This is a genomic window from Mammaliicoccus fleurettii (assembly GCF_002018435.1).
Lineage (GTDB): Bacteria > Bacillota > Bacilli > Staphylococcales > Staphylococcaceae > Mammaliicoccus > Mammaliicoccus fleurettii.
The window spans coordinates 76,378-103,079 of record NZ_MWJM01000004.1; the positions used below are offsets into that span (position 1 = coordinate 76,378).

Here is a 26,702-nt window from a genome sequence, read left to right on the forward strand (position 1 = left end):
TGTTTAAATTCTATGCACACTTTTTGTTTGAAATATTAATAATTTATACTAAAATTAGTTTAGTTATCCTTAACAATATTATCAAAGCTTACGTTCAAAACTTTGTCTAAATCATGTGGATTTAGTTCTATTTGATATCCTCGCTTACCTGCACTTATTATAATCGAGGATAGTGATTCAGCACTTAAATCAATTACAGTTTGAAATGATTTTTTCATGCCTATTGGTGAACATCCACCTCTTACATATCCAGTTACTTTTGTAAGTTGTTCTAATGGTAGAAGCTCAATTTTCTTCTGTCCAACAGCTTTGCTTGCTTTTTTAATATCTAAATGTTCAACTACAGGTATAACAAAGACAAAATATTCACTTTTGTTGTTCATAAATATAAGTGTTTTAAATACTTGGTTTTCTGGCTTCTGAATTAATTTAGCCACTTGATGACCATCTAAATGATTTTTTCCTATTTTAAATTCATGAGTATGATAAAATATATTATATTGATCAAGAATACGCATTGCGTTAGTTTTTACTTTTTTCAATTTATCACCTACTTCAATGATAATTTTAATTTAAAAGGAGTGTTTAAAATGGATTTAAACCAACAACTTTCTGAACTAAAATATGATTACGTACGTATACAAAATGATTTAGAAAAAAGAGAGTCTACTGGTCATGCAACTGATTTATTAGAAAAACAACTTGTTCAAATAGAAGAAGAAATCAGCAAAGTACGCTCTCAATTAAATCAAGATTAACGAAAGGAAAACATTATGTTAATTCTCATACTTTTATTATTTACCCTTACTTATCTTATTATAAGTTATTTAAGTATATATCAACTACATACAATGCTTACTCAAGCTTTAAGATTCATAATGGGACTCATGCTTATAGTATTTCTTGGTAGTATCGTGTTTGGATTCTCCATACAAATTTGGTGGATTGTAGCAGTTCTTGTTTGTTTAGTCATTAACATAGAAATTACAGCATTCAAATATCGAATTAAAGATAAAAAAGCAACCAAGTTATTGAATTATATGACAATATTCATACTTATTATTTATGTCATATTATTATTTATTACTTTTTAGAATGACATTGTGGGTGGGACAACGAAATCTTTTTTATAAAATTAGATTTCTGTTCCACTCCTTTTTTATTTATATAAATGAGCAAGTTCTTGTAACCTTGAAGCACCTTCTGACAATTCTGAATCACTTAAAGCTAATGATATTCTTACATAGTTCTTCCCATTATCACCAAACGGAATGCCCGGTGCCACTAAAATGGATTGTTCTTTCAAGAGATATTCGACGAACGCTTCTCCATCATAATTAGGAGGAGTCTGTAACCATAAGAATATACCACCTTTCATTGGTTCAAAAGGTAAATTGGCTTCTCTTAAAGATGCTTCAAATTTATTTCTTCTGTTTTTAAAAATTTCATTTTGCTTAATAAGAAAATCATCACATTCATTTAAAGCGACCGTACTAGCATCTTGTAAAGCACCAAACATACCAGCATGAGTATGTGTTTGATACTTTTTCAAGGCAGCTATCATTTCTTTATTACCTACTGCAAATCCAACCCTATAACCTGACATATTATAACCTTTAGACAGCGAATATACTTCTATTGCAGTGTCTTTTGCACCTTCTGACTGAAGAATACTTGGATTTTTCTTATCAAATCCAAATGCACTATACGCAAAGTCATGTACGATATTCGTTTGACTATTCTTAAATCTATTGATAGTATCATCAAAAAATTGTTTACTAGCTACAGAACCAGTCGGATTGTTTGGATACGTAAAATAAATAAGTTTTGTCTTATCTATAATTTCATCCTCTACATTATCCCATATAGGTAAGTAGTGATTTTCAGAAGTTAATTCTAAAGAATACGGCTTGGCTCTAGCAAGTAATACACCAGCTAAATAATCTGTATATCCTGGATTTGGCAATAATACATAATCATCAGGTTCAACAACACAAAGAGGTAATTCAACTAATCCATTTTTCGTACCAAACAAAATACATACTTCCTCTTCTTTATCTAACGTCACATCATAATGCCTTTTATAAAAATCAACGATAGCTTGTTTAAAAGCATCTTTACCATGAAATGCACCATATTTTTGATTTTCAGTTTTTTGAATAGCATTAATAAATTCATCAACAATAACTTTAGGTGTTTCACCATCAGGTATTCCTACAGCCATATTTATAAGAGGTAGTGGACCATGTTCAACCTTACGCCCCATTGTCTTTCCAAAGTAACTGTCTGGTATTTCTGATAATAGTTTTGATATCGGCACAGTAACGACTCCTCAAAATTAAAATTTTCTGACTAAAATTGTATATGAATATATTCTATCAAAGTATGAAAGTCGTACAAGCTTTTTCTTATTAACGTACTAAGAAATAAATAATAGAAAATATAAAACCTCTCAATCCAGCAAGCGGATTGAGAGGTTAAAGTTTAGTCTATTTGTTCTTTAGAACCTTTAAATATTTTCTTTTTAAATTTCATAATAATTTCATAAGAGATTGGTACTACAAGTAAAGTTAAAATTGTAGATGAAATTAATCCACCGATTACTGTAATTGCTAATGCTTTAGAAATTAATACTGAACTACCTCCACCAAATAATAGTGGCACTAGTGCTCCTATTGTAGCGATTGCAGTCATGAGAATAGGTCTTAAACGGGTACCAGCCGCTTCAATTAATGCTTCCCTTGTTGACATTCCTGCTTGTTCCATATTAATTACTCTATCAATTAATACAATAGCATTGGTTACAACGATACCGATTAACATCAACATACCGATCATACTTGGTACTGAGATCGTTTCTTGAGTTACTAATAGTCCGACGATTACACCAATTATAGATACTGGTAATGAGAATAATATAGCAAATGGTGCTAATCCACCTTTGAATGTTAATACAATAACTAAGTAGACAATAAGAATTGCTGCCGCCATTGCCAATACTAACTGTTCTATTGCTTCATTAATATCATCATTCGTACCACCAACATTTAAATCTACATCAGAAGGTGTATCGATATTTGATACTTTTTGATTTACATCTGTTGTTACTTTTGCAACATCATCTGCTGTAATTTTAGCATCTACAGATACTGAGATTTTATCATTTTCTCTAGTAATTGTATCCGGTGAAGTTGTTTTTTCTAGTGTTGCGATATCACTCAATGTAACATCTTTTCCTAATGGTGAAGTGATTTTTGTATCTTTCAACTTCTCTTCTGACCAATCTGTTTCTTCTTTCTTAGTCAGTTTTACATCAATAGACTTACCATCATCATTTAATTTAGTTACAACTTTATCTTGAGTTGTTTGATTAAGCGTCATTGCTATTTGACCTGCGGATAGTCCTAGCTTACTCGCTTTATTTTGATCCACTTTTACATCGTATTGCTCGTATGACTCTGAAAGGTTTGAACTAACATTTTCAACACCTTTAACTTTCTTCATTTCATTTTCAACATCTTTAACTGTTCCTTCTATTGATTCTGTAGATGGTCCAGAAACATTCACTGAAACTTCATTAGCTGTTCCACCAGTTGAAAAGTCTTGTTGTTTCCATTCACCTTTATGGTTTAATGAGCCTACATGGTCCATTACATCTTTACCAACTTTATCCCAATTAGGTGTGTCTTTATCATACTTCACCATTAAAGCCATATCATTTTTAGCAGATGGATTGAATGGATTTTCCCCACCTACACTGTATTGTACAAACTCTACATTTTTATCTTTTGATAAATATTTCTCAGCTTGTTCTCCATTTTTTACTACTTGTTCTTCTTTCTCACCTGGAGATGGTTTATATGTGAGAGCTAACATTTTGTCTTCGCCTGTATCAATGAATGATTTACCTATATAAGGTGTAAATACAAGTGCAATACTTGCAACTACAAGTACTATACTCAATAAGATAACTAACCATTTATGATTTAAATTCCATTTCAAAATACCTTTATATTTATTCGCTAACCACTGACCTTTTTCTTTCTTCGCCTTTTTAATACCATTTCTAAAGAATATGTGTGATAACACAGGTACAATAGTTAATGCTATAAGCAGTGAAGCTAATAAACTAAATGCAACTGCTAAAGCAAATGGTCTAAACATTTCACCTATTTGACCTGTTACAAATGCTAATGGTAAGAACACAACTATTGTAACGATAGTTGAAGACATGATCGGAATAAACATTTCTTTTGTTGCACTTGTTATGAGTTTACTACCTCTTAATGTTTCACCTTTATCTGACATTCTCCGATATATATTTTCTATAACAACAATGGAATCATCTATAACTCGTCCAATTGCAACTGTTAATGCTCCTAATGTTAAAATATTGAGCGAAACATCCATTGCCTTTAATCCTATTAATGCCATTAATAATGACATTGGAATTGAAACCATTGCTATAATGGTAGACTTAATATCTCTTAAGAAGAATAAGATAATAATAACTGCCACGATTGAACCAATTAAAGCTTTTTCTACCATGGTAGACACTGAATCTTTGATCGTAGATGCTGTTTCCATTAACTGAACAGATTCTATATTTTTATGATCTTTTTTATATGCTTCTACTTCTTTATCTACGTTATCTACTACGTCTACTAAGTTTGCATCAGTTGCCTTTGTAACTTGTAATGCTAATGCATCTTTACCGTTTGTTTTAGAGATTGAGTCACGTTTTTTCTCTTTTTTCACGTCTGCAATGTCTGATAATTTAACAGATGGGATACTTGGAGATGCGCTTGATTCTTCATCACCTGATTGACTAGCTTGTTGTGCTTGACCTGCATCACCTTGTGAAGCTTGTTGGCCTCCACTAGACGCGCCACCAGTCATTGGAATTTCTAAATCATTTAATGCTTTTATTGAAGTAAATCTACCATCAACTACAATAGATTTTAAATCATCACCAAAAGTATATAAGCCCAGTGGTGATTCTTTTGTCGCACCATCAATATATTGTAGTACTTCATCTTCACTCATGCCGCGTTTTGTTAATTCATTTTGATCAAATTCTAAATTGACTTCTTCTAAAGTTTGACCAGATAATGAAACACTCTGTACACCATCAACTTTTTCAAGCTTCGGAATTAAGTCTGATTGCATTTGTTTTGTAGCTTTTTCTAAATTATTGTTCTTATCAGAAATAGAGTAACTTACGACTGGGAATGAATACATAGACATTCTACTCATGTCAGGGTCTTGTACACCTTCTGGTAAATCAAGTGCCTCTAATTTCTTTCTTAATTCTGTTTCTGCTTCATCCATGTCTGTTTGGTATGTATATTCTAACGTAATTGCTGAAGCATTTTCTAAAGATTGACTTGTTACATTTTGTACACCTTCCAGATTTTGTACTTCTTTCTCAACTGGTTCAGTTACATTCTCCAAAACACTTTCAGGCGTTGCTCCTGGATAAGGTGTTGTAACTGTAATAACAGGTGTCGTTACATCCGGTAATAACTCTAGTTTCATTTTAAAAGCTGAATATATTCCACCAAGCAATATAATAATCGTCATTAACAAAATTGCGAACTTATTATTCAGCGAAAACTTAATCATTTTTTGGACCACTCAATTTCCTCCTATTTCTACTTTTGTAAATTATTTTATATTAAATTTCATTGTAATAACACCTTTACAGAAAGAAAGCACTAAAATTTAAAGTTTTAGTGCTTTTAATCTATATTAGTTTCTTTTGATTTTCTTTTCTATTTTTCGCTTATAAGTTGTAAAAGCTGGCTTAACCTTTTCTATTGCTGTATATAATGGTCTGTTCAGTACATAATCGAACTCACCAATCTTCTCACTTAAGTATGTTCCCCATACTCTCTTGAATGCCCATAAACCATAATGTTCGTGATCTTGATCTGGGTCGTTGTCTGTACCACCAAAATCAAATTTATCAGCACCTTTTTCTTTAGCAAAACGCATCATTTCGATTATCATACGGTGATTTGGTAAAAACTCACGATATTCATTAGATGAAGCTCCATATAAGTAATACGATTTCTTACCGGAGAAGATAAGTATTCCACCAGATAAATAAACACCATCTGGCTTTTTCTCTTTTAATTCTTCCATTTCTTGAATACGCTTTTCGTAATTACCTAATTTTTCATCAGCATCATTCAATTGGTTAACAACTTTTTTAGTTTGTCTTCTACCTTCAAGTTTTTCTTTTTCTTCTAATAATGCATCTCTTTCTTTAAATAAATCCTCCAACACATTATCAGGTACAACTTTCACTAAAAATAGTTCACAGTCTCCATCAGGATGTAAGTGATCATAAATATTCTCAAAATAAGACACATCTCTCGTTAAGAAGTTGTCTCTTTCTCCTGTTTCTTCCATGATTTGAGCGAAGATTTTTAAATCATCACGATTCCCGATAATTAACTCTGTTCCTCGTTTTAAAGAGTTTCTTACACGTGAGCGATTTCTTTTATCAAAACTTTGCATTAAATCTTCTTCAGATTGATCAATTTTAGTAATCATTGTCATACGTGGTTGAATATAAGTCTTACTTAATCCATCTTCAAATCCTTTATGTTCAAATCCTAAAGAAGTTAAATACTCAAGTACGCCTTCTGATTGGTCCACTTCTATATCTGGATCAATTTTGATTGCATAACTTTTTTCATGTCTTGCCATCTCTTTAGACAATTCAAAAAGTACTTTAACAGAAGTTTCGTCTTTATAATCTACAACAAATCCTCTAGATATATAACATAAAGTATATGGTAATTTTGGTACTTTTTTAAATAATAGTTGTGCAACTCCTGTTAACGTTTCGCCGTCACCAACAGCAATACGACGAGAATACCAACCTGTAAGCTTTTTGGATTCTGCCCACTTTGTAAGTTGCAACATATCACCATTTGGATGTTGCTTTACAAATTCATCATGTTGCTCATGAGTGATATTCATTTTCTTTATCGTCATTTATAAATCTCCTTTTTATCAATTCGTCTCTCAATTATACAATGAAACATACTACAATTTCACGCAAAAGCCCATTATTTGTTATACTTGTTTCATAAACCATACAGTTAGGATTGAAATACATGAGACAATTATTTCTATCATTTTTTATTATCCTAAATATTATATTGATTATCATTAGCCTTAACTTTGATGTCACTATTAATTATTTAAGTTATCGTATTATAGTTGTAGCTTTTACATTCTTATTAAGCATCGTATTTATACTTGAAAATGCTCGAAAATCCGTTTTATTTATAGCCATTCTCAGTACTATTATAGCATTAATCCATTTATCACTAATTATTCAAAGTGTTTACGTTAATGTTTATGTAAATTAAGTTTAAATAAATAATACGCGCCTTTTAAAAAATGCGCGTTTCTTATCTCTATTACGTTGTTCTAAAAACTCTACTATTTATGAAATATAATATTATCAATAAAATAGACACAATAATAATCGTAAACACATAAGGAAATACATCCTGTTCTCCTCTAATCCCTACTAACGGTGATACTAAGCCACCAAATAAGAATTGAGATAATCCTAATAAGCTAGCTGCACTACCTGCCCCGCCTTTATTGTTAGCCATAGCAATCGAAAATCCAGTCGTCCCAATTGCTGAAACCGGACTAACTAGAATAAAGAATCCAATTATTAACAGCCATAGTGGCCATCCATTTATCAAAGTTATTGACACAATGACAACACCTACTATTTGTATCATACCGAATAAACGCATTAATAAGTGTTCATCATAATAATCAACTAGTTTATTAATGACTTGTCCTGATAATATTAATCCAAGTCCGTTAAAAGCAAACATCCAACTAAATGCGAGTGGTGAAATATGATATACAGACTGTGTGATAAATGATGAAGCGGATATGTAACTAAAAAGTAATGCATATGTACAACCTTGAATAAATAAAGGTAATAAAAACTTTGGACTTTGTAACAAGTTTTTAAAATCATTTAAAACTTCACTTATTCTGCCTGATGAACGTTTCTCTTCCGGTAAAGATTCCGTTAATTTGATTGATGACAAACTAAACATAATTAATCCAAACACTGTCAAAAGAATAAACACCATTTTCCAAGTTGAAAATGATAAAATAACGCCTCCTAATACTGGCGCTAATATCGGCGCTACACCATTCACTAACATCAATATAGCTAAAAATTTCGTCAGTGCTTTACCTTTATATAAGTCGCTTGATATTGCCCGGGAAATAACCGCTCCAGCTCCACCTGTAAATCCTTGAATAAATCTAAGTGCCATCATGATGTATATATTCGGTGCAAACACACATAAAACTGATGCAATCGTATAAACAATTAAAGCAACCATTAGTGGTTTTTTTCTTCCAATAAAGTCTGAAAGTGGTCCGACAAAGACTTGTCCAATCGCTAGACCAATCATAAATAATGTTAATGTTAATTGAGTATTAGAAGTTGTCGTATCAAAGTCGTGACTAATTTCAGGTAACGCTGGTAAATACATATCAATCGAAAATGGCCCAAATGCTGTTAATAAACCTAAAATCACTATTAAAAATAGTGAGGGCTTTGTCATCTTTTGTTCATTCATGAAATACGCTCCTTTTATCACTCTTACCTTTCATTATATGCTTATCAAAATTCAAAAGGCAATGTAAATATAATCAATTATTAAATTGCTTTACTTTCACTATGTCATCATTCAAAATATAATAAGAAACTTAGAATCGGAGTGGAATCATGAACATCTTTTTAACTGGTGCAACGGGTTTTGTAGGTGCTGAATTAATAAAATCACTTTCAAAAGATGCACAGAAACATTTTTACATTTTATACAGATCTGAACAGAAAAAAACATTACTATTAGAAAAATTAGACCCTCAATTTCATTCAAGAATCCATTTTATTCACGGGGACATTACAAATGAATTTTGTGGAGTTAATGATCAAGTCATAAGTAATTTACCTCAAATGGATAAGTTTTATCACTTAGCTGCATTAGTCAAATTCAACTTTGAATTAGCAAATGAACTTTATCAAATCAACTACATTGGAACAAAGCATGCTTTGAATTTAGCTGAACGATTACATACTAAACATTTTATTTATGTATCAACAGCCTATACAGTCGGAGAGAAAAACAAAGCCGAAGAAACATTACATTCACTTGAGTCACCTACACATAATCCATACGAAGCTACAAAAATAAGAGCAGAACATATCGTAGCACAACGAGAAACGATGGCAACTTCAATTATTAGACCAGCCATTGTTATAGGAGACTCTAAAACTGGAGAAGCAGATTCAAACTTTACTTTATATGGCTTTATGAAAGCATTAAAAGTTTTCAAAAGAAAAATAGAAAGACAGCATGACAACAAAATTTATAGACTGTTTGGAAATGCGAGCCATACTTCAAATTTTGTGCCAGTCGATTATGTTGTTGACGTATTAACTGTAGCTTGTGATTACGCTGAAAATCATAAAATTTATCATGCTACAAATAATCATCCACCATCGAATGAATTTATATTCCAAACAATAAAAAAACATTTAGACTTTCAACAATTAGAAGTTGCCCCACTTTCTGAAATCAACACAATCACAGATGATGAAAGAGTGCTTAATAGTTTTATTGATGTATTTGCGCCATATTTCTCGAAATCAATAGAATTTAATGATGATAATACAGCAGCAATGATGCAAAAAGCAGGACAAAGCACTTTAAAACTTTCTGAAGATACATTAGATATGATAATAAGAAAGTATTTTAATAAGTAGTCGTTGAAAATATCAGACAGAATGATATATATATTGAACAAAAAGCTCGCCAATCCGTCATTTATAGTATACGGATTGGCGAGTTATTTATAATGTGAATTATATACTTTTTATCCACCTATATAATTCATATTAATTTTATTATTTTTACGTCTTGCAACAGTAGCTTCTGTACGTTCATCTGAATATTTATCAGCTCTTATATTCCACAAATGTTTCAAAGTAGCCAATAATTCAACATCTGTTTTATCGCTGCGTAGTTCCGACTTAATGTCATATCCATTTTTCTCAGCGAATAGACATCCATAAAATTTACCGTCTGAAGAAATTCTTGCTCTCGTACAAGAGGAGCAGAATGATGCTGACACACTTGTTATTAGCCCAAATTGGGCATGATTGTCTTTATGACGGTAGTAAGTTGCAACTTCACCGAAATAACTTGAATCAACTGGTTCAATATCAAATGATGATTCAATTTTATTCAGCATTTCTTTTTTCGTCACCACTTTATCAAAGTTCCATCCATTATCGTTTCCTACATCCATAAATTCAATAAATCTCACAATGATATTTTTATCTTTAAAATATTGTACAAGTGGCAATATTTCTTGGTCATTAACACCTTTTTGAATAACAACATTAACTTTGACTTTCAGGCCAATACTTGTTGCGTAATCTATTTGTTCAAGTATTTGAGAAGCGGATATATTACGATTATTTATTGATTTAAACAAGTTATCATCTAATGCATCAATACTAACGTTGACCCTTCTTAATCCCGCATTATACAAATTCAAACCATGTTTTTTTAACAAAAGGCCGTTTGTCGTTAACCCAATATCTTCAATGCCCTCTATGTTGTTTAATTCTTGAATCAATTTATATAAATTACGTCTTAGCAGTGGCTCTCCACCAGTAATTCTAATTTTTTGAACACCTAAAGAACTATACAATTTAGAAAGACGTACAATTTCTTCAAAACTTAACAATTCTTGTTTAGGTAAAAATACAAAATCATCACCAAAAATTTCTTTTGGCATACAATAATCACAGCGGAAATTACAACGATCAGTAACGGAAATTCTTAAATCCCTAATCGGTCTTCCTAATTTATCTTTGATAGGTTGATTCATCGTAACGCCTCCTTACCTAAACAATAGCTAAAGTTCGTTTTTTTCTAGGTCTTCAATGTAATTAATATTTTGATACCAGTTTGTTGGATCATTAACAAATTCTACATTTAACCACTGTGAAGGCTTATTTTGATATATTTTTTTCATTCTAAATTCTTCTTGATCTAGAGCATCTTTAATATCCTCTTCTACACGGTGACTGTAAAATGCTAATGTCGGCATCTTTTTACCATCAACTTCATATCCAGCAATATCTAACTGTTCTTCCATTACGCGCGAAATAAAAAATTGATACAAATAACTTATTGCTTTTTCTGTTATTTTTGGTGTATCACATGCAATAACAAAGTAGCATTCTGTATCATACTTCTTCATCACGCTGTAAATACCTCCTAAAGGTCCATTGTTCTCATACTCAGGCAAATCTACTACAATGTCTTGATAGTTGTTAAACGAATCTTTTAAATCATCACTAGAACTTATGACAACTTTTTCGAATAAATTAGTTTGATTTAAAGTTTGAATGATTTTTTCGTAAAAGACTTCTCCTTCTATTGTAGCTAATGCTTTTGGTGAACCAAATCTACTGGATTTTCCTCCAGCTAGAATTATTGCTATCATTTTCTTTTTACCCTCCACTGACTGGTGGAATAAGTGCAACGATATCTTTATCAGATACAATAGCAGTATCTTGCACAAATTCCTCATTTACAGCAAGTTGAAAAGTTTCAGTTTCTAGTTCAGGATGCTTTTCAACTAAATATTGCTTAAATTTTAACACAGAGTAGTCATTGTTAAGAGAGATTTGCTCCTCATTTGTGTTTACTATTTCTTTTAAATGAGCAAAATACAATACTTTCATCATTCACCCTCCATTTTAATTGAAGAATGGTATTTTTTTTGACTTCCTTGCCATTCTTCTCCATCTTCCCATATTTCTTTCTTCCAAATGGGTACAATTTCTTTAATTCTTTCAATCGCATATTCATTTGCTTCGTACGCATCTTGTCTATGCGGTGAAGAAACGCTAATGACAACAGCAATATCAGAAATTTGTAACTCCCCAATTCTATGTGCTATCGCAACAATCGTTCCTGGCCATTTTTCATATATTTCATCACCAATTTGTGACAATTTCTTCTCAGCCATTGGTATATAAGCTTCATATGATAAATATTCTGTTTTAATACCTTTAGTCCATTCTCGAACGTGACCTGTGAATACAACTACTGCGCCTTGCTTCTCATTTAACGTCCATTCTCTATATTGTTCAGGATTGATAGGATCGTTAACAATTTCAAACTGCTTCATTTGTTCACCTACTCTTTTTCTATCCAATTTTGAAACCAGTCAATAAATGATTTGTTTTCCTTTTTATCAAAAGCATTTAGTATATAAATGACATTTTGCAGTTCATGCTCTAACCCATTTTCCCCATTTTGTAAAAGTACTTTTGGAAATTTCTCGTGTTTAAATCCCTCAATCAACAGTATATCTGGTTCAATAGATAAATCCTCATCTATTATCTGTTGTAGTGATTTATCTACTTTAGTAACTCTTTCTATTAATTGTTTACCTAATACAATGCTTTCCTCTGCACCACTTGATATGAATGATAAACTATCAACTTCTTTATGGTTCATTGAAATATCTTCTATACCATGGCCATGATGTTTGATAGTAGATACAGTCATTTTATTTTCATGACAAACTTTAATTAATTCATTTATTAAAGTTGTCTTACCACTATTTTTATATCCTACTACTTGTAATTGTTTCATAGATTTAATTCACTTTCATATGATAGATGATCGGTTAGTAATACTTTTACAGTATCACCTTTAGCATACACTCTTGTTCCACTAGGTAAAATAATCATACCGTTACTATTTGCAATAGCGACAATTGCATTAGATTTATTGAAACCAGATGGCTCTACATATACACCTTCATTAGTGAAATGAGCCTTACCTCTTATAAATCTCGTAAACGGGTTAGCTTTCTTAAAATCTTCAGCAAGTATAGCATCAATAATAACCGGGTAAACTTCTTGAGCTGCCATCATTTTCTGGATAGTCGGCTTTGTAAACAATTGAAACCCTGAATAACATGCAGATGGATTACCAGACAAACCAAATAATATATTATGGTCTTTATAAGCTACTGTTGTTACGCTTCCCGGTCTCATTTGTACTTTGTTAAATAATACATTTGCACCGATAGCTTCATAAACTTTAGGTAAGTAATCAAAATCTCCTACAGATACACCACCAGTTGTAATCACAATATTATGCTCTGACATTGCTTTTTCAACTATATCTATACATCCTTTGAGATTATCTTCTTGTATTTGATATGTAGTTGCTTCAATGTTAATCCCTCTACATAATGATTCAATCATTGGACCGTTTGAATTTCTTATCTTTCCAGGTTCTAAAGGTTCATTTGGACCTACTAATTCACTTCCAGTTGCAATAATGGCAACTGTTGGTTTTTGATAAACTTTCACATTTTGATATCCAAATGTAGCTAAGACAGCAATGACTCCACTATTAATAAGTTTACCCTTGTTTAATACAATGTCATTTTCTTTACATTCTTCACCTTTAAATGCGATGTTTTCACCTTGTTTAAAAGACTTGCGTATCGTAAATCCTTTTTCATTTTCTGTCGTTTGCTCGAACATTACAACTGCGTCAGCACCATTTGGTATCGGTGCTCCAGTCATAATTCGAACTGCTTCGCCATTTTTTATTGTGACATCTGAAGCTGTTCCTGCTCCAATATGATCTATAACTTTAAATTGAATTCTATTATTACCATTAGCTCCTTGTGAATCTTTACTATTAATAGCAAAGCCGTCATAAGGTGATTTATCAAATCTAGGTATATCATACGTCGCTTTTACATCTTCAGCTAATATAGAATTTAAACTTTGTTCAATTGGTAACGTGCTTACTTCTTTATGTTTCACTATTTTTATAACACGTTCTATCGCTTCTTTAACAGGTATTGGTGTTCGCATTTCAACAGCCATTTATTAGCACTCCTTGTCATTTTTTCTTTGCTTACATGTTATAATATTTTTAAGAAAGGATGATTATAGTGTCTGATTTTACACATTTTAATGAGCAAGGCCATGCAAAAATGGTTGATGTCTCTAATAAAGAAACAAGCACGCGTATTGCAATTGCAAACACTAGTATTAAAGTTAATCAAACAATTTATAACCAAATACAAAACGCAACAAATAAAAAGGGCGATGTACTCGGTACTGCACAAATTGCAGGTATTATGGCTGCTAAAAATACGAGCCAACTTATACCGATGTGCCATCCACTCCAATTAACCGGCATTGATATTTCATTTGACTGGGATAATGATAAGACATACACATTAAACATCTCTGCTACTGTTAAGACCAAAGGCCAAACAGGTGTAGAAATGGAAGCATTAACTGCTGCTAGTGTTACTGCTTTAACAATTTATGATATGTGTAAAGCTGTTGATAAAGGTATGATAATCGGCGAAACATATCTATCACATAAATCTGGTGGCGTTAATGGCGACTTCAACCGACAATAATTACTTATTAAGCTCATGTACTAAATGATTGATTTCTTTAGTGATGAGCTTTTCCATTGCCAACTTGACAGCACCTGTTGATCCTGGGATGGATATAATGACTTGTCTTCCTTTAGTTCCAGCAATTGCTCTCGAAAGCAATGCTCTAGATCCTACATCTTCTGTATAACTTAAGTATCTAAATATTTCTCCAAAACCTTCAATTTCTTTATCTAATAATGGTTTAACCGCTTCTATCGTTACATCTCTTTGACTTATACCAGTTCCACCAGTAGTTATGATGACATCAACATCTGTATTCAACCACTTATTAATTTGATTTTGAATTTGTATGATATCATCTTTAACAATTTTATAATGATCGTTATGAACCTCAACGTTTAAATTTTTCAAATGTTGCTGAACAAGCTGGCCACCTTTATCAGTCTCTTTCGTTCTCGTATCACTCACAGTCAAAATAGCTACATTTATATTTCCGTCTATTCTATCAATGACACTCATCCCAATATCTCCTAACCAAACATATTCTCTACAAATTGTCTTCCGTCTTCTACTGAATCAATATCATGAATTAATAATCTCCCATTATTAAAAGCGACTACTCTATGATCATCATATAAATATTGAATCATATATGCATTTGATCTATGCAATAATCCATTCTTTGCTATAAATTTCTCAATTGCTGGACGGTTTAGCTTTTCATTAATATATTGAACCGTATGACGTCCACATAATTCAGTAATTTGTTGTTCTGATGCAGAAAGTTTAGAATATGTCGGATGATCACCACAAGTTTCACAATCATTCCGTCTCATTTGATCAAAACCAAATGTTTGATGCTCTCCATACCATACGTCTCCGTATGTGATTTTAGGTGTAAATTCAAATCCTGATAATATTTTTAAACCATCTGCGACTTGTAAGCTCGTAGCCATCGTTACAGCAGGATTTATTACGCCCACTGTGTCGCATGTTCTATTGATAACAGGTAATTGAGGGAGTACACAATCAAAGCAAGGTGTAACGCCTGGTATAAATGTAGCTTGAACATATGTTGATTCTAAACATGCACCGTATATCCAAGGTATGTTCATTTTATAAGCAAAGTCATTGATTATCAGTCTAGTATTAAAATTATCTGTTGCATCGATAATGATGTCAGAATATCTCGCTACTTCTTGTAATAACTTTGCATCACATTGAGCGATATAAGTTTTTATTTGAATGTCTTCACGTATCTTTTTTAAATGTCTTTCTGCAGCAACAACTTTAGGTAACATTTCTTTAATATCTTTTTCGACAAATAAAGTTTGTCTTTGTAAATTAGATGATTCTACATAATCTCGATCGATAATGTTTAATCTATTTACGCCTGATCTTGCAAATTGTTCCGCAACATGTGTGCCTAAAGCACCCATTCCTACTATAGTGACATTACTCTTTTCTATTTTTTCTTGTCCTTGTTCTCCAATTTTATCGAATAAAATTTGACGAGAATAACGTTCGTTCATTTTTATCAACCTTTCACGAATCTCTTTAACTCTATTATAGAATGAAAGCACTTTATCCTCAATTAATAGAGAACCTACTCTTACTTAAAAGAGCAGGTTATACTATTATAATATCCTTTTTTCTATTTTTGTCATATGCATCATTGAGATAAGTGCAATTATTCCAGTTAAAGCTAACAAGAAAAATGCTAAATGATTTGAACCCATAAAGCTTGTAACGAACGAAATGATTAAAGGCGGGAAGAATCCACCAAGCCCTCCCATCATAGATACGACACCATTAACAACGCCTGCTTCTTTATTGAAATATGTAGGTACAAGTTTGAAAATCAAACCATTTCCAATACCGGCACAAATACTGATAGTTAAACATCCAATCGTAAATAGTAAAATATTATGTGCTATCGAAAGTATTAAAGCTCCTGAGATCATTCCAATGAAGAAAATTTTAAGAACATTTAAAGCGTTAAATTTATCGCCTAACATTCCCCCTATTGGTCTTAATAAAGTTGCTATAGCTATGAATACACCTGTTCTAATACCTGCGTCTACTTTATCTATTTCAAAATGATCAACTAAAAAGTTTGGTAAAAATAATCCAAATGCTACAAACGAACCAAAAGTGATAAAGTACCAGAAACTAAAGTAATGAAGCTTATAATTATTTATAACTTGTTTAGTTTGTGACACCATTGGTATTTTAACTTTAGGTTCATCTTTATCACCAAAAATAAACATTAACACTGCAAATAGAGCCATAATGATTAAATATAATTGCACAGTATGTTGCCAACCTATCGTACCAGCAATAGGTGGTGCTAAAAATGAAGAAACAGCTGTTCCTAAATTCCCCATTCCATATATACCATTCGCAAAACCATGTTTTTCTTTAGGATAATATTTAGGAATAGAAGTTACACCAACTGAAAATACTGCTCCACCAAGACCGATGAAGAAACCAGCCACCATTAAACCAGCTGTTGATTGCGCTTGACTCAAATAAAATACTGGAAATAATAAAATAACAAAACTGATTAAAAAGACTAGTCTAGAACCTAATAAATTTGTATAGTATCCAATTGGTATTCTCAAAAAGGAACCTAATATAACTGGTATCGCTAAAATAATTGCTTTTTGTCCTTCTTGCACATTAATGTCTTGCGTAATGTAAGGCATTAAAGGTGCTAATATACTCCAAACCATAAAACCTGCCATTAAACTCAAAGTTTGAAGCGGTAACTGAACTTTGCCTATGTTGTTTCTCATCTCTTTTCACCCTTTTTTTCATTTGAACTTTATTAACGTTCATTTCATGCTAATTGTAGGCTATTTGTGAAAAGATGCACATAAGGATATACCCTTAGAAAAATAAGTAAAATCCCTATATTACAAATGAGGTAAATTTCGTAATTTAAGCAAGGTTAAATTCATAACTTCTTTTGAGTTTATATTATATGGCCTGCGTGCTTATCTGCAATTTTGTCTAGATTTGTTAATTATAAAACTACATAATTTATTAATAAAAAAAGCCAGACGACTATGACGATATTAAATCGTTAGTTGTCTGGCTTATTCAATACTTTTTAAAAGTCTAATAATTTTTTCTTCATAGCATATTCAACGAGTTCAGGACGAGATTTTAAATCTAGTTTGTCCATAATGCGTGCTTTGTGTGCTTCTATCGTTTTGACTGAAACAAATAGTTTTTCAGCAATTTCTTTATTTCCAAATCCTTTTGCAATTAAAGGAAGGATCTCTAATTCTCTTTGAGATAATATTTTAAATGGATCAGAATGATGCACGCCATCTTGTTTAGGATTAACTAATTCATTTACTAATGAACTTGTAACTTTTGAATCTATATACATGTTTCCTCTATGAATTGTTCTGACTGCATTTATTAATTCTTCATCTGGCGCATTTTTTAATATATAGCCTTTTGCACCACTTCTTAGAACATGGAATAAATATTCTTCATCATCAAACATCGTTAATATTAATATTTTTGTATTTTTAAAATCATCCGAAATCTTTCCTGTCGCTATTAGACCTGATTCTCCTGGAGGCATGCTCAAATCCATTATTAGGACGTCTGGTTCATGTTTTGCCACCATTTGATATGCTTCTATCCCGTCAGCAGCTGTAGCTACTACTTCCATATCTTCTTGATAATTTAATATCATTGAAAAACCAGTTCTCACTACTGCATGATCATCTGCAATTACGAGTTTCATGTTTCTTCCCCCACTGTTATCCTATTGGCACATTTAATTTTACATTCGTGCCTTTTCCCAGTTTACTTTCGATATTAATTTTACCACCAACAATTTCAGCACGTTCTTTCATGCCATAAATACCAAGTCCTGAACCTTTTGGCTCACTACCCAATACAAAGCCATTGCCTTGATCTGCAATTTCAACTTCAATCATTTGACCATCACATGTCATATGGACATCCACACTATCTACATTAGCATATTTTAATGAATTAAATACGGCTTCTTGCACAATTCTATAAACGACAGTCTCTATTTCTGGATTAAAGCGTTTAATTGATGAATCATAATGATAAAGAACCGAAAATCCAAAATTTTTCTCAAGCTGTTTAAAGTATGATTTAAATGCTGCATTTAAACCTAAATCATCTAGAGACGATGGTCTTAATTCTAATGATAAATTTCGAATGTCATCAATCAATCTAGACATTAAACTTTCAATTTGTTGTGACTGTAACTTTAATTGGTCAATGTCATCTTGATACTTGAGTAATCTTAATTCAACACTAACATTTAATAATTCTTGGACAACTCCATCGTGTAATTCTCTTGAAATACGTTTACGTTCATTTTCTTGTACTGAAATTGTTTTTTGCATCATTGTTTGTTGATGAAGTTTTTGTTGTCTCTCAATTTGTGGTGACACATTTTGTAAAGTATAAACTTTAACATCATCTTCTTGGCTAATTGTTTGGTAAGTTGCTGTAAATGGTTCAACTGTGCCGCTATTTGTTTGCATAAATACTTGGAAACTCGTGCTACCAATTTTTGAAGATTCTAAAAAACAATCTTTACATGATTGAAGCGCATACTCATTAGAATAACCTTCACAACGACTACATATCGCATGCGTTAACGATGGTTGATTATCTTCTGAGATCACTCTTCTAGCAGCTTGATTCATATTTATAATTTGGCCATTACTATTTAAAAACACGATCATCTCGCTCGTTTTCTCGTAGTACTGTTTTAATATATTCGTCAAGATGGATGAATCTTGTGAACTCATGAATTAATCATATCCTTTCCATAAAATGGTCCAAAACGTGTGAACTGGTCAATATCAATTTCAGGTAATGGTTTGTTGTCTCGTTGCCCAGATAAGAGGACACCACACACTCTATTGTGTTTCCATAAAGGCATGGCTATAAGTGCTGTTAGTTGTTCACTTTGAATTATTGGATAGTTGAACAATTGATCGTTATATGGACTTTCTTCTATATTATTAATAATGATTGGTTTCCCACTTTTCATTACTATTCCCGCTATGCCTCTGCCCGTTCTTAATTCGATGTTTTTATATCTATGATTCAGATTTCCAGACACATATTGCCACTTTATGTGACATAGCGCAGACTGTTCTGAAGACATGGCTAATCCTACAAAATCAAAATCATATGTATTACGAATTTGATTAAGTTGTTCCTGAAAATTAAAATCATTAGACATATTATCACACCTCTATCCATTTTAAGTATATTTTAATTCGTTTTATGTTTTCTGTAAATGATATAGCTTCTACTAAAGTAGTTTAAAGGCACACTCCAAACATGTACCAATCTAGTGAATGGCCAAATACTTGTAATTAATAAACCTAAAATAATATGCGCTTTAAATGTCAACGGTACATTTGTCATTAATGAAGCATCAGGATTAAAAATTAATAATCCTCTAAACCACACTGATATCGTTTGTCTGTAATCAAATTCAGGCGTTGTTGCATTTGTCCATAGTGTTGCAACACAGCCCATCACTACGATTACTAACAATAATATATTTACAATAATATCTGATGCTGAGCTTAACCTTCTTACATTATCTTTTGTTATTCTTCTAGAAGTTAACAAAAACATTCCAATTAAAGTTGCAATTCCGAATAAACTTCCGATATATACTGCACCAATATGATACATATGGTCACTTACACCAATAGCATTTAACCATTCAGCAGGTATACCCAATCCAACAATATGACCACAAATGACAGGAATGATACCTAGATGAAACAGAATACTTCCCCACATTAAATGTTTTTTCTCTATAAATTCACTTGATTTTGCTGTCCAAGAAAATTGATCATATTTAAACCTAAAGATATGACCTACAATAAATATCGCAACACATAAATAAGGAAATATAACCCATATAAATTGATTAATCACAATTTGTCACCTTCTCTTGTTCTACCACACATGATTTTAAAGTTTCTCGTAATGCTTTTATAAGGTGGAAATATGGACTATTTTGTTCTCCTAATGCTTTTAATAATTCAAAAGTACCATCCTCTATTACCATCACTACAAGTGTTAAACTTTCTTGTGCTCTACTGTCACCTCTCCATTCTGCAGCATATAAAAACTCCAGCATAAGAGGCAAAAAGTCTGACAGTTCACTTTTAGGCATTTCTAAGCCAAACATTTCATACAAAACTTTCAATCTCGCTAACATCTGACCTCTTTCTTTTTGTTCAGTTAATTTATTATATGTCATATATAAAGTTGTCTTCTTTTCAAAATCAAAAGTTCTTGTATACACTTCTTGAATATCATCTAACGATATATCGTGCATGTTTGTCCAATATTGTTGAACTTCTTCATATCCTGGATGTTGTTCATTAAATGCTTTTTCAAATGCTTTAGGATGGAAATCTAATTTTTCTGGATAAGTTAATTGATTACTGAAGAATCCAAAGCTTTCTTTTAATTGATATAAGGCATTTAAATTAATCACGGAAAATCCCTCCATAGAAGTTTTCGTTATAAATCTCTTGTCCAGATTTATTTTCTGGTAAGCTCTGAACACCACAACCATCACAATTAGAACCGAACATTTCGTCTCCATACCCTTGACTTCCTTGCGCTCTATACGTATCCATGTATCCCTCTTTATGAGAAGTCGGAACTACGAAACGGTCTTCATGTTTCGCAATAGCAAGCAATCGATACATATCATTCGTTTGTCTTTCTGATAGGCCAACACGACTTAATCTAGAAGTATCGAATTCTTTACCACTTGATTTAGCTCTCATATAGCTACGCATCATTGCCATTTTTTGCAATGCATTTTTAACTGTTTTCGTATCTCCAGCAGTTAACATATTAGCTAAATACTGAACTGGCAATCTCATTTCTTCAATTGCAGGGAAGATCATATCTGGATTTCTAATAGAATCTTTACCTTCAAAGTAATTCATAATAGGGCTTAATGGTGGGCAATACCAAACCATTGGCAACGTTCTATATTCTGGATGTAAAGGAAACGCTAATTTATATTCAATAGCTAATTTATATACTGGTGAATTTTGAGCCGCTTCAATCCAATCTTGAGATATGCCATCTTTTTCAGCTTGTTGTATAATATCTTCATCATATGGATCTAAAAATAAATCAAGTTGCTTTTGATATAAATCTTGTTCATTCTCAGCTGAAGCCGCTTCTTGAACTTTATCTGCATCATAAAGTAGCACACCTAAATAACGCATACGTCCAGTACAAGTTTCAGAACATACAGTTGGTAAGCCAGCTTCAACTCTAGGGAAACAGAATGTACATTTTTCAGCTTTATTTGTCTTCCAATTAAAATACACTTTTTTATATGGACAGCCTGTCATACAATGTCTCCAACCTCGACATGCATCTTGGTCTACCAATACAATTCCATCTTCATCTCTTTTATACATTGCGCCTGAAGGACATGATGCAACACAACTCGGATTTAAACAGTGTTCACATAATCTAGGTAAATACATCATAAAAGTTTGATCAAAATTAAATTTAATTTCTTCTTCTATTTTTTGAATGTTAGGATCAGTAGGGCCAGTTACATGTCCACCTGCTAAATCATCTTCCCAGTTAGGACCCCATTTAATATCTAATTTTTTACCTGAAATAACTGATTCTGCTTTTGCAACTGGTGAATGTTTACTTTCTTTAGCTGTTGTTAAATGATTATAATTGTATGTCCAAGGTTCGTAATAATCTTTCATTTCTGGCATATCTGGGTTATAAAATATTTTACCAAGTGCCATTTTAGACAATTTGCTACCTGATTTTAATTCTAATTTCCCTTTTTTATTAAGCGTCCAACCGCCTTTATATGTTTCTTGGTCTTCCCATCTTTTTGGATAACCTATTCCCGGTTTCGTTTCAACATTATTAAACCAAATATATTCAGCACCAGGTCTGTTCGTCCATGTACTTTTACACGTTACACTACATGTATGACACCCTATACATTTATCTAAATTCATAACCATAGCTACTTGAGCTTTAATCTTCAAGCCAATCTACCTCCTTCATTTTTCTAACTGCAACATATACATCTCTTTGGTTACCGATAGGACCATAGTAATTAAAACCGTAACTAATTTGAGCGTAACCACCGACTAATTGCGTTGGTTTTAAATGTATGCGGGTTGGTGCATTATGTGATCCACCACGAGTATCAGTTATTTCTGAACCTGGTGTTTCAATATGTTTGTCTTGTGCATGATACATAAACATTGTTCCTCTAGGCATTCTATGTGATACAACTGCTCTTGCTGTTACAACACCATTTCTGTTATATACTTCAAGCCAATCATTATCATTAATGTCATTTGCTATTGCGTCTTCTTTAGAAATCCAAACTGTTGGACCACCTCTAAATAATGTCAACATATGCAAGTTATCTTGATAAGTTGAATGTATATTCCACTTCCCGTGAGGTGTTAAGTATCTTAATACAAGTGTATCCACGCCACCTTTTATTTGTTTGTCTTTCGTTCCGAATACCATTGGCGGTAATGTCGGTTTATAAACTGGTAAGTTCTCACCAAACTGTAAAAATACTTCGTGATCAATATAGTAACTTTGTCTACCAGTTAATGTTCTAAATGGTACATATCGTTCAATATTAGTTGTAAAAGGAGAATATCTTCTGCCTAGTTTATTAGACCCCGGAAAGACTGCTGTTGGTATAACTTCTCTTGGTTGAGCCGTAATATTTTGGAATGTGATTTTTTCAGAAGCTCGTTCTGCTGAAATATCTTTTAAAGGCATACCAGTTTGTTCTTCCAAGTCATCATATGATTTTTGCGATACTTTACCATTCGAAGCTGATGAAACGTTTAATATAACATCTGCTACTTTTCTTGCTGTATCCATTCTTGGTAAACCATTCTTAACTGTGTCATCTTCCCACGTATCTAACATAATTTTTAATTCATCATATTGTTCTTTAACTGAAAAGCTTACGCCATGAGCACCTATTTTTCCTTTTTCTAATAATGGTCCCACTGAAACGTACTTATCATAAATTGCTGTATAGTCTCTTTCTACTACTGCAAATCCTGGCATCGTTTTGCCTGGTATCGGTTCTATTTCACCTTTTGACCAGTCTTTTACAATACCGTATGGCGTTGAAATCTCTTGTTTAGAATCGTGTGCTAAAGGTGTTGTAACAACATCTTTAAATGTGCCTTTCATATGCGTCTTAGATAATTCTGAAACGGATTTAGACAATGTTTTAAAGATATCCCAATCCGTCTTAGATTCCCATAATGGATCTACTGCTGGATTAAATGGATGAATAAATGGATGCATATCTGTTGATGAAATATCATGCTTTTCATACCATGTTGCAGCAGGTAAAACGATATCTGCATATAAAGGTGTAGACGTCATTCTGAAGTCTATAGCGACTAATAAGTCTAACTTACCGTTTGTTTCTTCTCTCCAAATAATTTCTTCTGGCTTTTCTGTTTCATTAGGATTTGCTAACAAACCTGATTTAGCTCCTAATAAATGTTTCATAAAATATTCTTGTCCCTTAGCAGAACTTGAAATTAAATTTGAGCGCCAAACGAATAATGTCTTAGGATGATTTTGTTTAGCATCTGGATCTTCTATAGCAAACTTAGTCTTTTTATTTTTCACTGAATCTACAGCATTTTTAATGATTGTTTCGTTTGAATAATCTCCTGATTCTTTTGCTTCTTCACCAAACAATAAACTATTACAATCAAATTGTGGATATGAAGGCAACCACCCTAATCTTGCAGCCAATACATTGTAATCAGCAGGATGTTGATGTTTGAGTTCGTTAGATAAAGGTGATTGTAATTTATCTACACCTGATTCTTCATATTTCCATTGATCAGTAGCAAAATAGAACCAGCTGGTTGCATTCTGTAATCTAGGAGGACCTTGCCAGTCTTTTGCAAAAGCAATCGTTGACCAACCTTCAATAGGTCTACATTTTTCTTGGCCAACATAGTGTGCCCATCCGCCGCCGTTTACTCCTTGACATCCGCATAACATCACAAGATTTAAAATCGAACGGTATATTGTATCAGAGTTAAACCAATGATTTATTCCAGCACCCATAATAATCATCGAGCGTCCATTAGTATCAATTGCATTTTGAGCAAATTCTCTAGCAACTTGTGTAACTACTGATGATTTAACTCCTGTTATTTTTTCTTGCCATTTAGGAGAATACATTGAATTTTCATCTTCATAACTTGACGCTTCAAGTGGATGATCAAATCTTTTGATACCATATTGACTTGTCATTAAATCATATATAGTCGCTATATAAACTTTTTCTCCATGTTGATTTTCAATTTCTTTAGCTAAAATAGGTCTTTCAAAAATACCATTTCCTGAGTTATCAAAATATGGGAATTGTACAGTCATAATTTTTGAATTATAATCTTTTAACGTTAGAGCTGGATCAATAAATGTGCCATCTTCATTTTCTAAATTTAGATTCCACTTAGCACCTTCTTCATAACGTTGACCCATAGTTCCATTAGGTATCACAAGTTTCTCTGTATTTGCATCATAAACAACAGGTTTCCATTCAGCATGTTCTGTTTCCATACCAATATCACTTGATCTTAAAAATCTACCTGCTTTATAACCATCACCATGTTTTTCTAATTGAATAACAAATGGCATATCTGTATATTGTTTAGAATAATTTATAAACATTTCTTCTTTATTATCTTCGTAATATTCTTGAAGTATTACGTGTGTCATAGCTTGAGCCAATGCTGCATCAGTACCAGGATTTGGTGCTAACCAATTATCAGCAAATTTCACATTTTCCGCATAATCTGGTGCTACTGAAACAACTTTCGTACCTTTATAACGTACTTCAGTCATAAAATGCGCATCAGGTGTTCTTGTTAAAGGAACATTTGAACCCCACATAATAATATATCCAGCGTTATACCAATCACTTGATTCAGGTACATCTGTCTGTTCACCCCAAATTTGTGGAGAAGCTGGAGGTAAATCTGCATACCAATCATAAAAGCTCAACATTTCTCCACCCAATAAAGAAATGAAACGTGCACCAGAGGCATAGCTAATCATAGACATTGCAGGTATTGGCGTAAATCCAGCAATTCTATCTGGTCCAAACTTTTTAATAGTATATATAAGTTGTGCAGCAATAAGTTGTGTGACATCTCTCCAATTAACTCTTACGTGTCCACCTTTACCTCTAGCACTTTTATACATTTCAGCTTTAGTTTCATCTTCTACAATAGATGACCAAGCAACGACAGGATCACCATATTCACTTAAAGCAGCTTTCCATAATTTCCATAGTTTTCCCCTAACATAAGGAAATTTCACACGTAATGGACTATATTCATACCATGAAAAAGAAGCACCACGAGGACATCCCCTAGGTTCGAACTCTGGCATATCAGGTCCACAAGATGGATAATCAATCTGTTGGTTTTCCCAAGTTATAACACCATTTTTCACAAAAACTTTCCATGAACACGAACCCGTACAGTTAACACCATGAGTAGTTCTGACCACTTTGTCATGACTCCAACGCTCTCTATACATCTTTTCCCATTCTCTACTTTTCTCTTCTAAAATCGACCAGTTACCATTAAATTTCTCTGTTGGCTTAAAGAATTTCAAACCTAACTTAGACATAGATAGTACCTCCTAATATTTGCCCTTTATAAACTACTTAAATTGTAATTTTTTTCACAAACTTTTTATATTAGGGGATTACCTATACATTGTTACGAAATCCCTATTGTGTTAGTTATGACATTTTATAAAGAGGGACATAATTCCGAGAAATGCCCGTAAGAACTAGTGTCTAAGGAGCATTATTCGGAATTCTGCTAGTTAGAACATCCTAAGGAGCATTATTCGGAATTTTGCCAGTTAGAACTTTCTAAGGAGCACTATTCGGAATTTTGCTAGTTAGAACTTTCTAAGGAGCACTATTCGGAATTCTGCCAGTTAGAACTTCCTAAGGAGCACTATTCAGAATTTTGCCAGTTAGCGCAGTCTTAGGAGCACTATTCGGAATTCTGCCAGTTAGCGCAGTCTTAAGGAACACTATTCAG

Annotated in this window: 25 protein-coding genes; 4 read left to right on the top strand and 21 right to left on the bottom strand. The window is 32.5% G+C overall.

Going from position 1 to position 26,702, the window contains the following annotated elements; all coding sequences use genetic code 11:
• Positions 1-59: 59 nt before the first annotated feature.
• Positions 60-542, bottom strand: a complete 483-nt coding sequence (gene ybaK, locus B2G86_RS04670; protein ID WP_078356969.1) for a Cys-tRNA(Pro) deacylase — start codon at positions 540-542, stop codon at positions 60-62.
• Between the two features lie 48 nt (positions 543-590).
• Between ybaK and B2G86_RS13035 the strand changes: the two genes are divergently transcribed.
• Positions 591-758 (top strand): SE1832 family protein, encoded by a 168-nt coding sequence (locus tag B2G86_RS13035; protein WP_016911506.1) that lies wholly within the window; start codon positions 591-593, stop codon positions 756-758.
• 15 nt (positions 759-773) lie between these two features.
• The gene (gene mspA / locus B2G86_RS04675) at positions 774-1,094 is read left to right on the top strand and encodes a membrane stabilizing protein MspA (RefSeq protein ID WP_078356970.1); all 321 of its coding nucleotides are present in this window, start codon (positions 774-776) and stop codon (positions 1,092-1,094) included.
• A gap of 65 nt (positions 1,095-1,159) precedes the next feature.
• Here the strand turns inward: mspA and B2G86_RS04680 are convergent, their stop codons facing one another.
• The 4 genes from B2G86_RS04680 to B2G86_RS04700 all read right to left on the bottom strand — a co-directional run bounded on the left by B2G86_RS04680 (position 1,160) and on the right by B2G86_RS04700 (position 8,639).
• Positions 1,160-2,320 (bottom strand): aminotransferase class I/II-fold pyridoxal phosphate-dependent enzyme, encoded by a 1,161-nt coding sequence (locus B2G86_RS04680; RefSeq protein ID WP_078356971.1) that lies wholly within the window; start codon positions 2,318-2,320, stop codon positions 1,160-1,162.
• Between the two features lie 164 nt (positions 2,321-2,484).
• On the bottom strand, positions 2,485-5,637 hold the full coding sequence (locus B2G86_RS04685; RefSeq protein WP_078356972.1) for an efflux RND transporter permease subunit: 3,153 nt from the start codon (positions 5,635-5,637) through the stop codon (positions 2,485-2,487).
• Between the two features lie 114 nt (positions 5,638-5,751).
• Positions 5,752-7,002, bottom strand: coding sequence for a lipid II:glycine glycyltransferase FemX (locus B2G86_RS04690; protein ID WP_078357094.1), 1,251 nt, complete (start codon positions 7,000-7,002; stop codon positions 5,752-5,754).
• 437 nt (positions 7,003-7,439) lie between these two features.
• The gene (locus tag B2G86_RS04700) at positions 7,440-8,639 is read right to left on the bottom strand and encodes a putative multidrug effflux MFS transporter TcaB (RefSeq protein ID WP_078356974.1); all 1,200 of its coding nucleotides are present in this window, start codon (positions 8,637-8,639) and stop codon (positions 7,440-7,442) included.
• A gap of 149 nt (positions 8,640-8,788) precedes the next feature.
• Between B2G86_RS04700 and B2G86_RS04705 the strand changes: the two genes are divergently transcribed.
• Positions 8,789-9,829 (top strand): SDR family oxidoreductase, encoded by a 1,041-nt coding sequence (locus B2G86_RS04705; RefSeq protein WP_078356975.1) that lies wholly within the window; start codon positions 8,789-8,791, stop codon positions 9,827-9,829.
• Between the two features lie 110 nt (positions 9,830-9,939).
• Here the strand turns inward: B2G86_RS04705 and moaA are convergent, their stop codons facing one another.
• Genes moaA through B2G86_RS04735 form a run of 6 tightly spaced genes read right to left on the bottom strand, consistent with a single transcriptional unit; the run spans position 9,940 to position 13,999 of the window.
• Complete coding sequence (gene moaA / locus B2G86_RS04710; RefSeq protein ID WP_078356976.1) at positions 9,940-10,962, bottom strand: GTP 3',8-cyclase MoaA; 1,023 nt, start codon at positions 10,960-10,962, stop codon at positions 9,940-9,942.
• A gap of 27 nt (positions 10,963-10,989) precedes the next feature.
• Entirely contained in the window at positions 10,990-11,583 is a 594-nt protein-coding gene (gene mobA, locus B2G86_RS04715; protein ID WP_078356977.1) for a molybdenum cofactor guanylyltransferase MobA, read from the bottom strand.
• 7 nt (positions 11,584-11,590) lie between these two features.
• On the bottom strand, positions 11,591-11,824 hold the full coding sequence (gene moaD, locus B2G86_RS04720) for a molybdopterin converting factor subunit 1 (protein WP_078356978.1): 234 nt from the start codon (positions 11,822-11,824) through the stop codon (positions 11,591-11,593).
• The gene (locus B2G86_RS04725) at positions 11,824-12,273 is read right to left on the bottom strand and encodes a molybdenum cofactor biosynthesis protein MoaE (RefSeq protein ID WP_078356979.1); all 450 of its coding nucleotides are present in this window, start codon (positions 12,271-12,273) and stop codon (positions 11,824-11,826) included. The genes moaD and B2G86_RS04725 overlap by 1 nt, the downstream gene beginning before the upstream one ends.
• Before the next feature lie 8 nt (positions 12,274-12,281).
• Positions 12,282-12,743 carry a molybdopterin-guanine dinucleotide biosynthesis protein B gene (mobB, locus tag B2G86_RS04730; RefSeq protein WP_078356980.1) on the bottom strand — a complete coding sequence of 154 codons (462 nt, stop codon included), beginning with the start codon at positions 12,741-12,743 and terminating at the stop codon, positions 12,282-12,284.
• Complete coding sequence (locus tag B2G86_RS04735; RefSeq protein WP_078356981.1) at positions 12,740-13,999, bottom strand: molybdopterin molybdotransferase MoeA; 1,260 nt, start codon at positions 13,997-13,999, stop codon at positions 12,740-12,742. The genes mobB and B2G86_RS04735 overlap by 4 nt, the downstream gene beginning before the upstream one ends.
• Before the next feature lie 68 nt (positions 14,000-14,067).
• Here B2G86_RS04735 and moaC point away from each other — a divergent pair, with 68 nt between their 5' ends.
• Positions 14,068-14,547, top strand: a complete 480-nt coding sequence (gene moaC / locus B2G86_RS04740) for a cyclic pyranopterin monophosphate synthase MoaC (RefSeq protein ID WP_078356982.1) — start codon at positions 14,068-14,070, stop codon at positions 14,545-14,547.
• Here moaC and B2G86_RS04745 read toward each other — a convergent pair whose 3' ends face one another.
• From B2G86_RS04745 to B2G86_RS04790, 10 genes are all read right to left on the bottom strand, one after another.
• A complete protein-coding gene (locus B2G86_RS04745) occupies positions 14,548-15,048 on the bottom strand; it encodes a MogA/MoaB family molybdenum cofactor biosynthesis protein (RefSeq protein WP_078356983.1) in 501 nt (166 codons plus the stop codon).
• An 11-nt stretch (positions 15,049-15,059) separates the two neighbouring features.
• Complete coding sequence (locus tag B2G86_RS04750) at positions 15,060-16,061, bottom strand: ThiF family adenylyltransferase (RefSeq protein ID WP_078356984.1); 1,002 nt, start codon at positions 16,059-16,061, stop codon at positions 15,060-15,062.
• 105 nt (positions 16,062-16,166) lie between these two features.
• A complete protein-coding gene (locus B2G86_RS04755) occupies positions 16,167-17,327 on the bottom strand; it encodes a nitrate/nitrite transporter (RefSeq protein ID WP_078356985.1) in 1,161 nt (386 codons plus the stop codon).
• A 317-nt stretch (positions 17,328-17,644) separates the two neighbouring features.
• Positions 17,645-18,295: a nitrate respiration regulation response regulator NreC gene (gene nreC / locus B2G86_RS04760; RefSeq protein WP_078356986.1), complete on the bottom strand. Its 651-nt coding sequence runs from the start codon at positions 18,293-18,295 to the stop codon at positions 17,645-17,647.
• A gap of 16 nt (positions 18,296-18,311) precedes the next feature.
• Positions 18,312-19,346, bottom strand: a complete 1,035-nt coding sequence (locus B2G86_RS04765) for a sensor histidine kinase (RefSeq protein ID WP_078356987.1) — start codon at positions 19,344-19,346, stop codon at positions 18,312-18,314.
• A complete protein-coding gene (gene nreA / locus B2G86_RS04770) occupies positions 19,343-19,786 on the bottom strand; it encodes a nitrate respiration regulation accessory nitrate sensor NreA (RefSeq protein ID WP_078356988.1) in 444 nt (147 codons plus the stop codon). Before nreA ends, B2G86_RS04765 begins: the two co-directional genes overlap by 4 nt.
• 32 nt (positions 19,787-19,818) lie before the next feature.
• Positions 19,819-20,499, bottom strand: coding sequence for a respiratory nitrate reductase subunit gamma (gene narI / locus B2G86_RS04775; protein WP_078356989.1), 681 nt, complete (start codon positions 20,497-20,499; stop codon positions 19,819-19,821).
• Entirely contained in the window at positions 20,492-21,067 is a 576-nt protein-coding gene (narJ, locus tag B2G86_RS04780) for a nitrate reductase molybdenum cofactor assembly chaperone (protein WP_078356990.1), read from the bottom strand. The genes narI and narJ overlap by 8 nt, the downstream gene beginning before the upstream one ends.
• On the bottom strand, positions 21,060-22,616 hold the full coding sequence (gene narH, locus B2G86_RS04785; RefSeq protein WP_078356991.1) for a nitrate reductase subunit beta: 1,557 nt from the start codon (positions 22,614-22,616) through the stop codon (positions 21,060-21,062). Before narH ends, narJ begins: the two co-directional genes overlap by 8 nt.
• On the bottom strand, positions 22,606-26,277 hold the full coding sequence (locus B2G86_RS04790) for a nitrate reductase subunit alpha (RefSeq protein WP_078356992.1): 3,672 nt from the start codon (positions 26,275-26,277) through the stop codon (positions 22,606-22,608). The genes narH and B2G86_RS04790 overlap by 11 nt, the downstream gene beginning before the upstream one ends.
• Positions 26,278-26,702 lie beyond the last annotated feature (425 nt).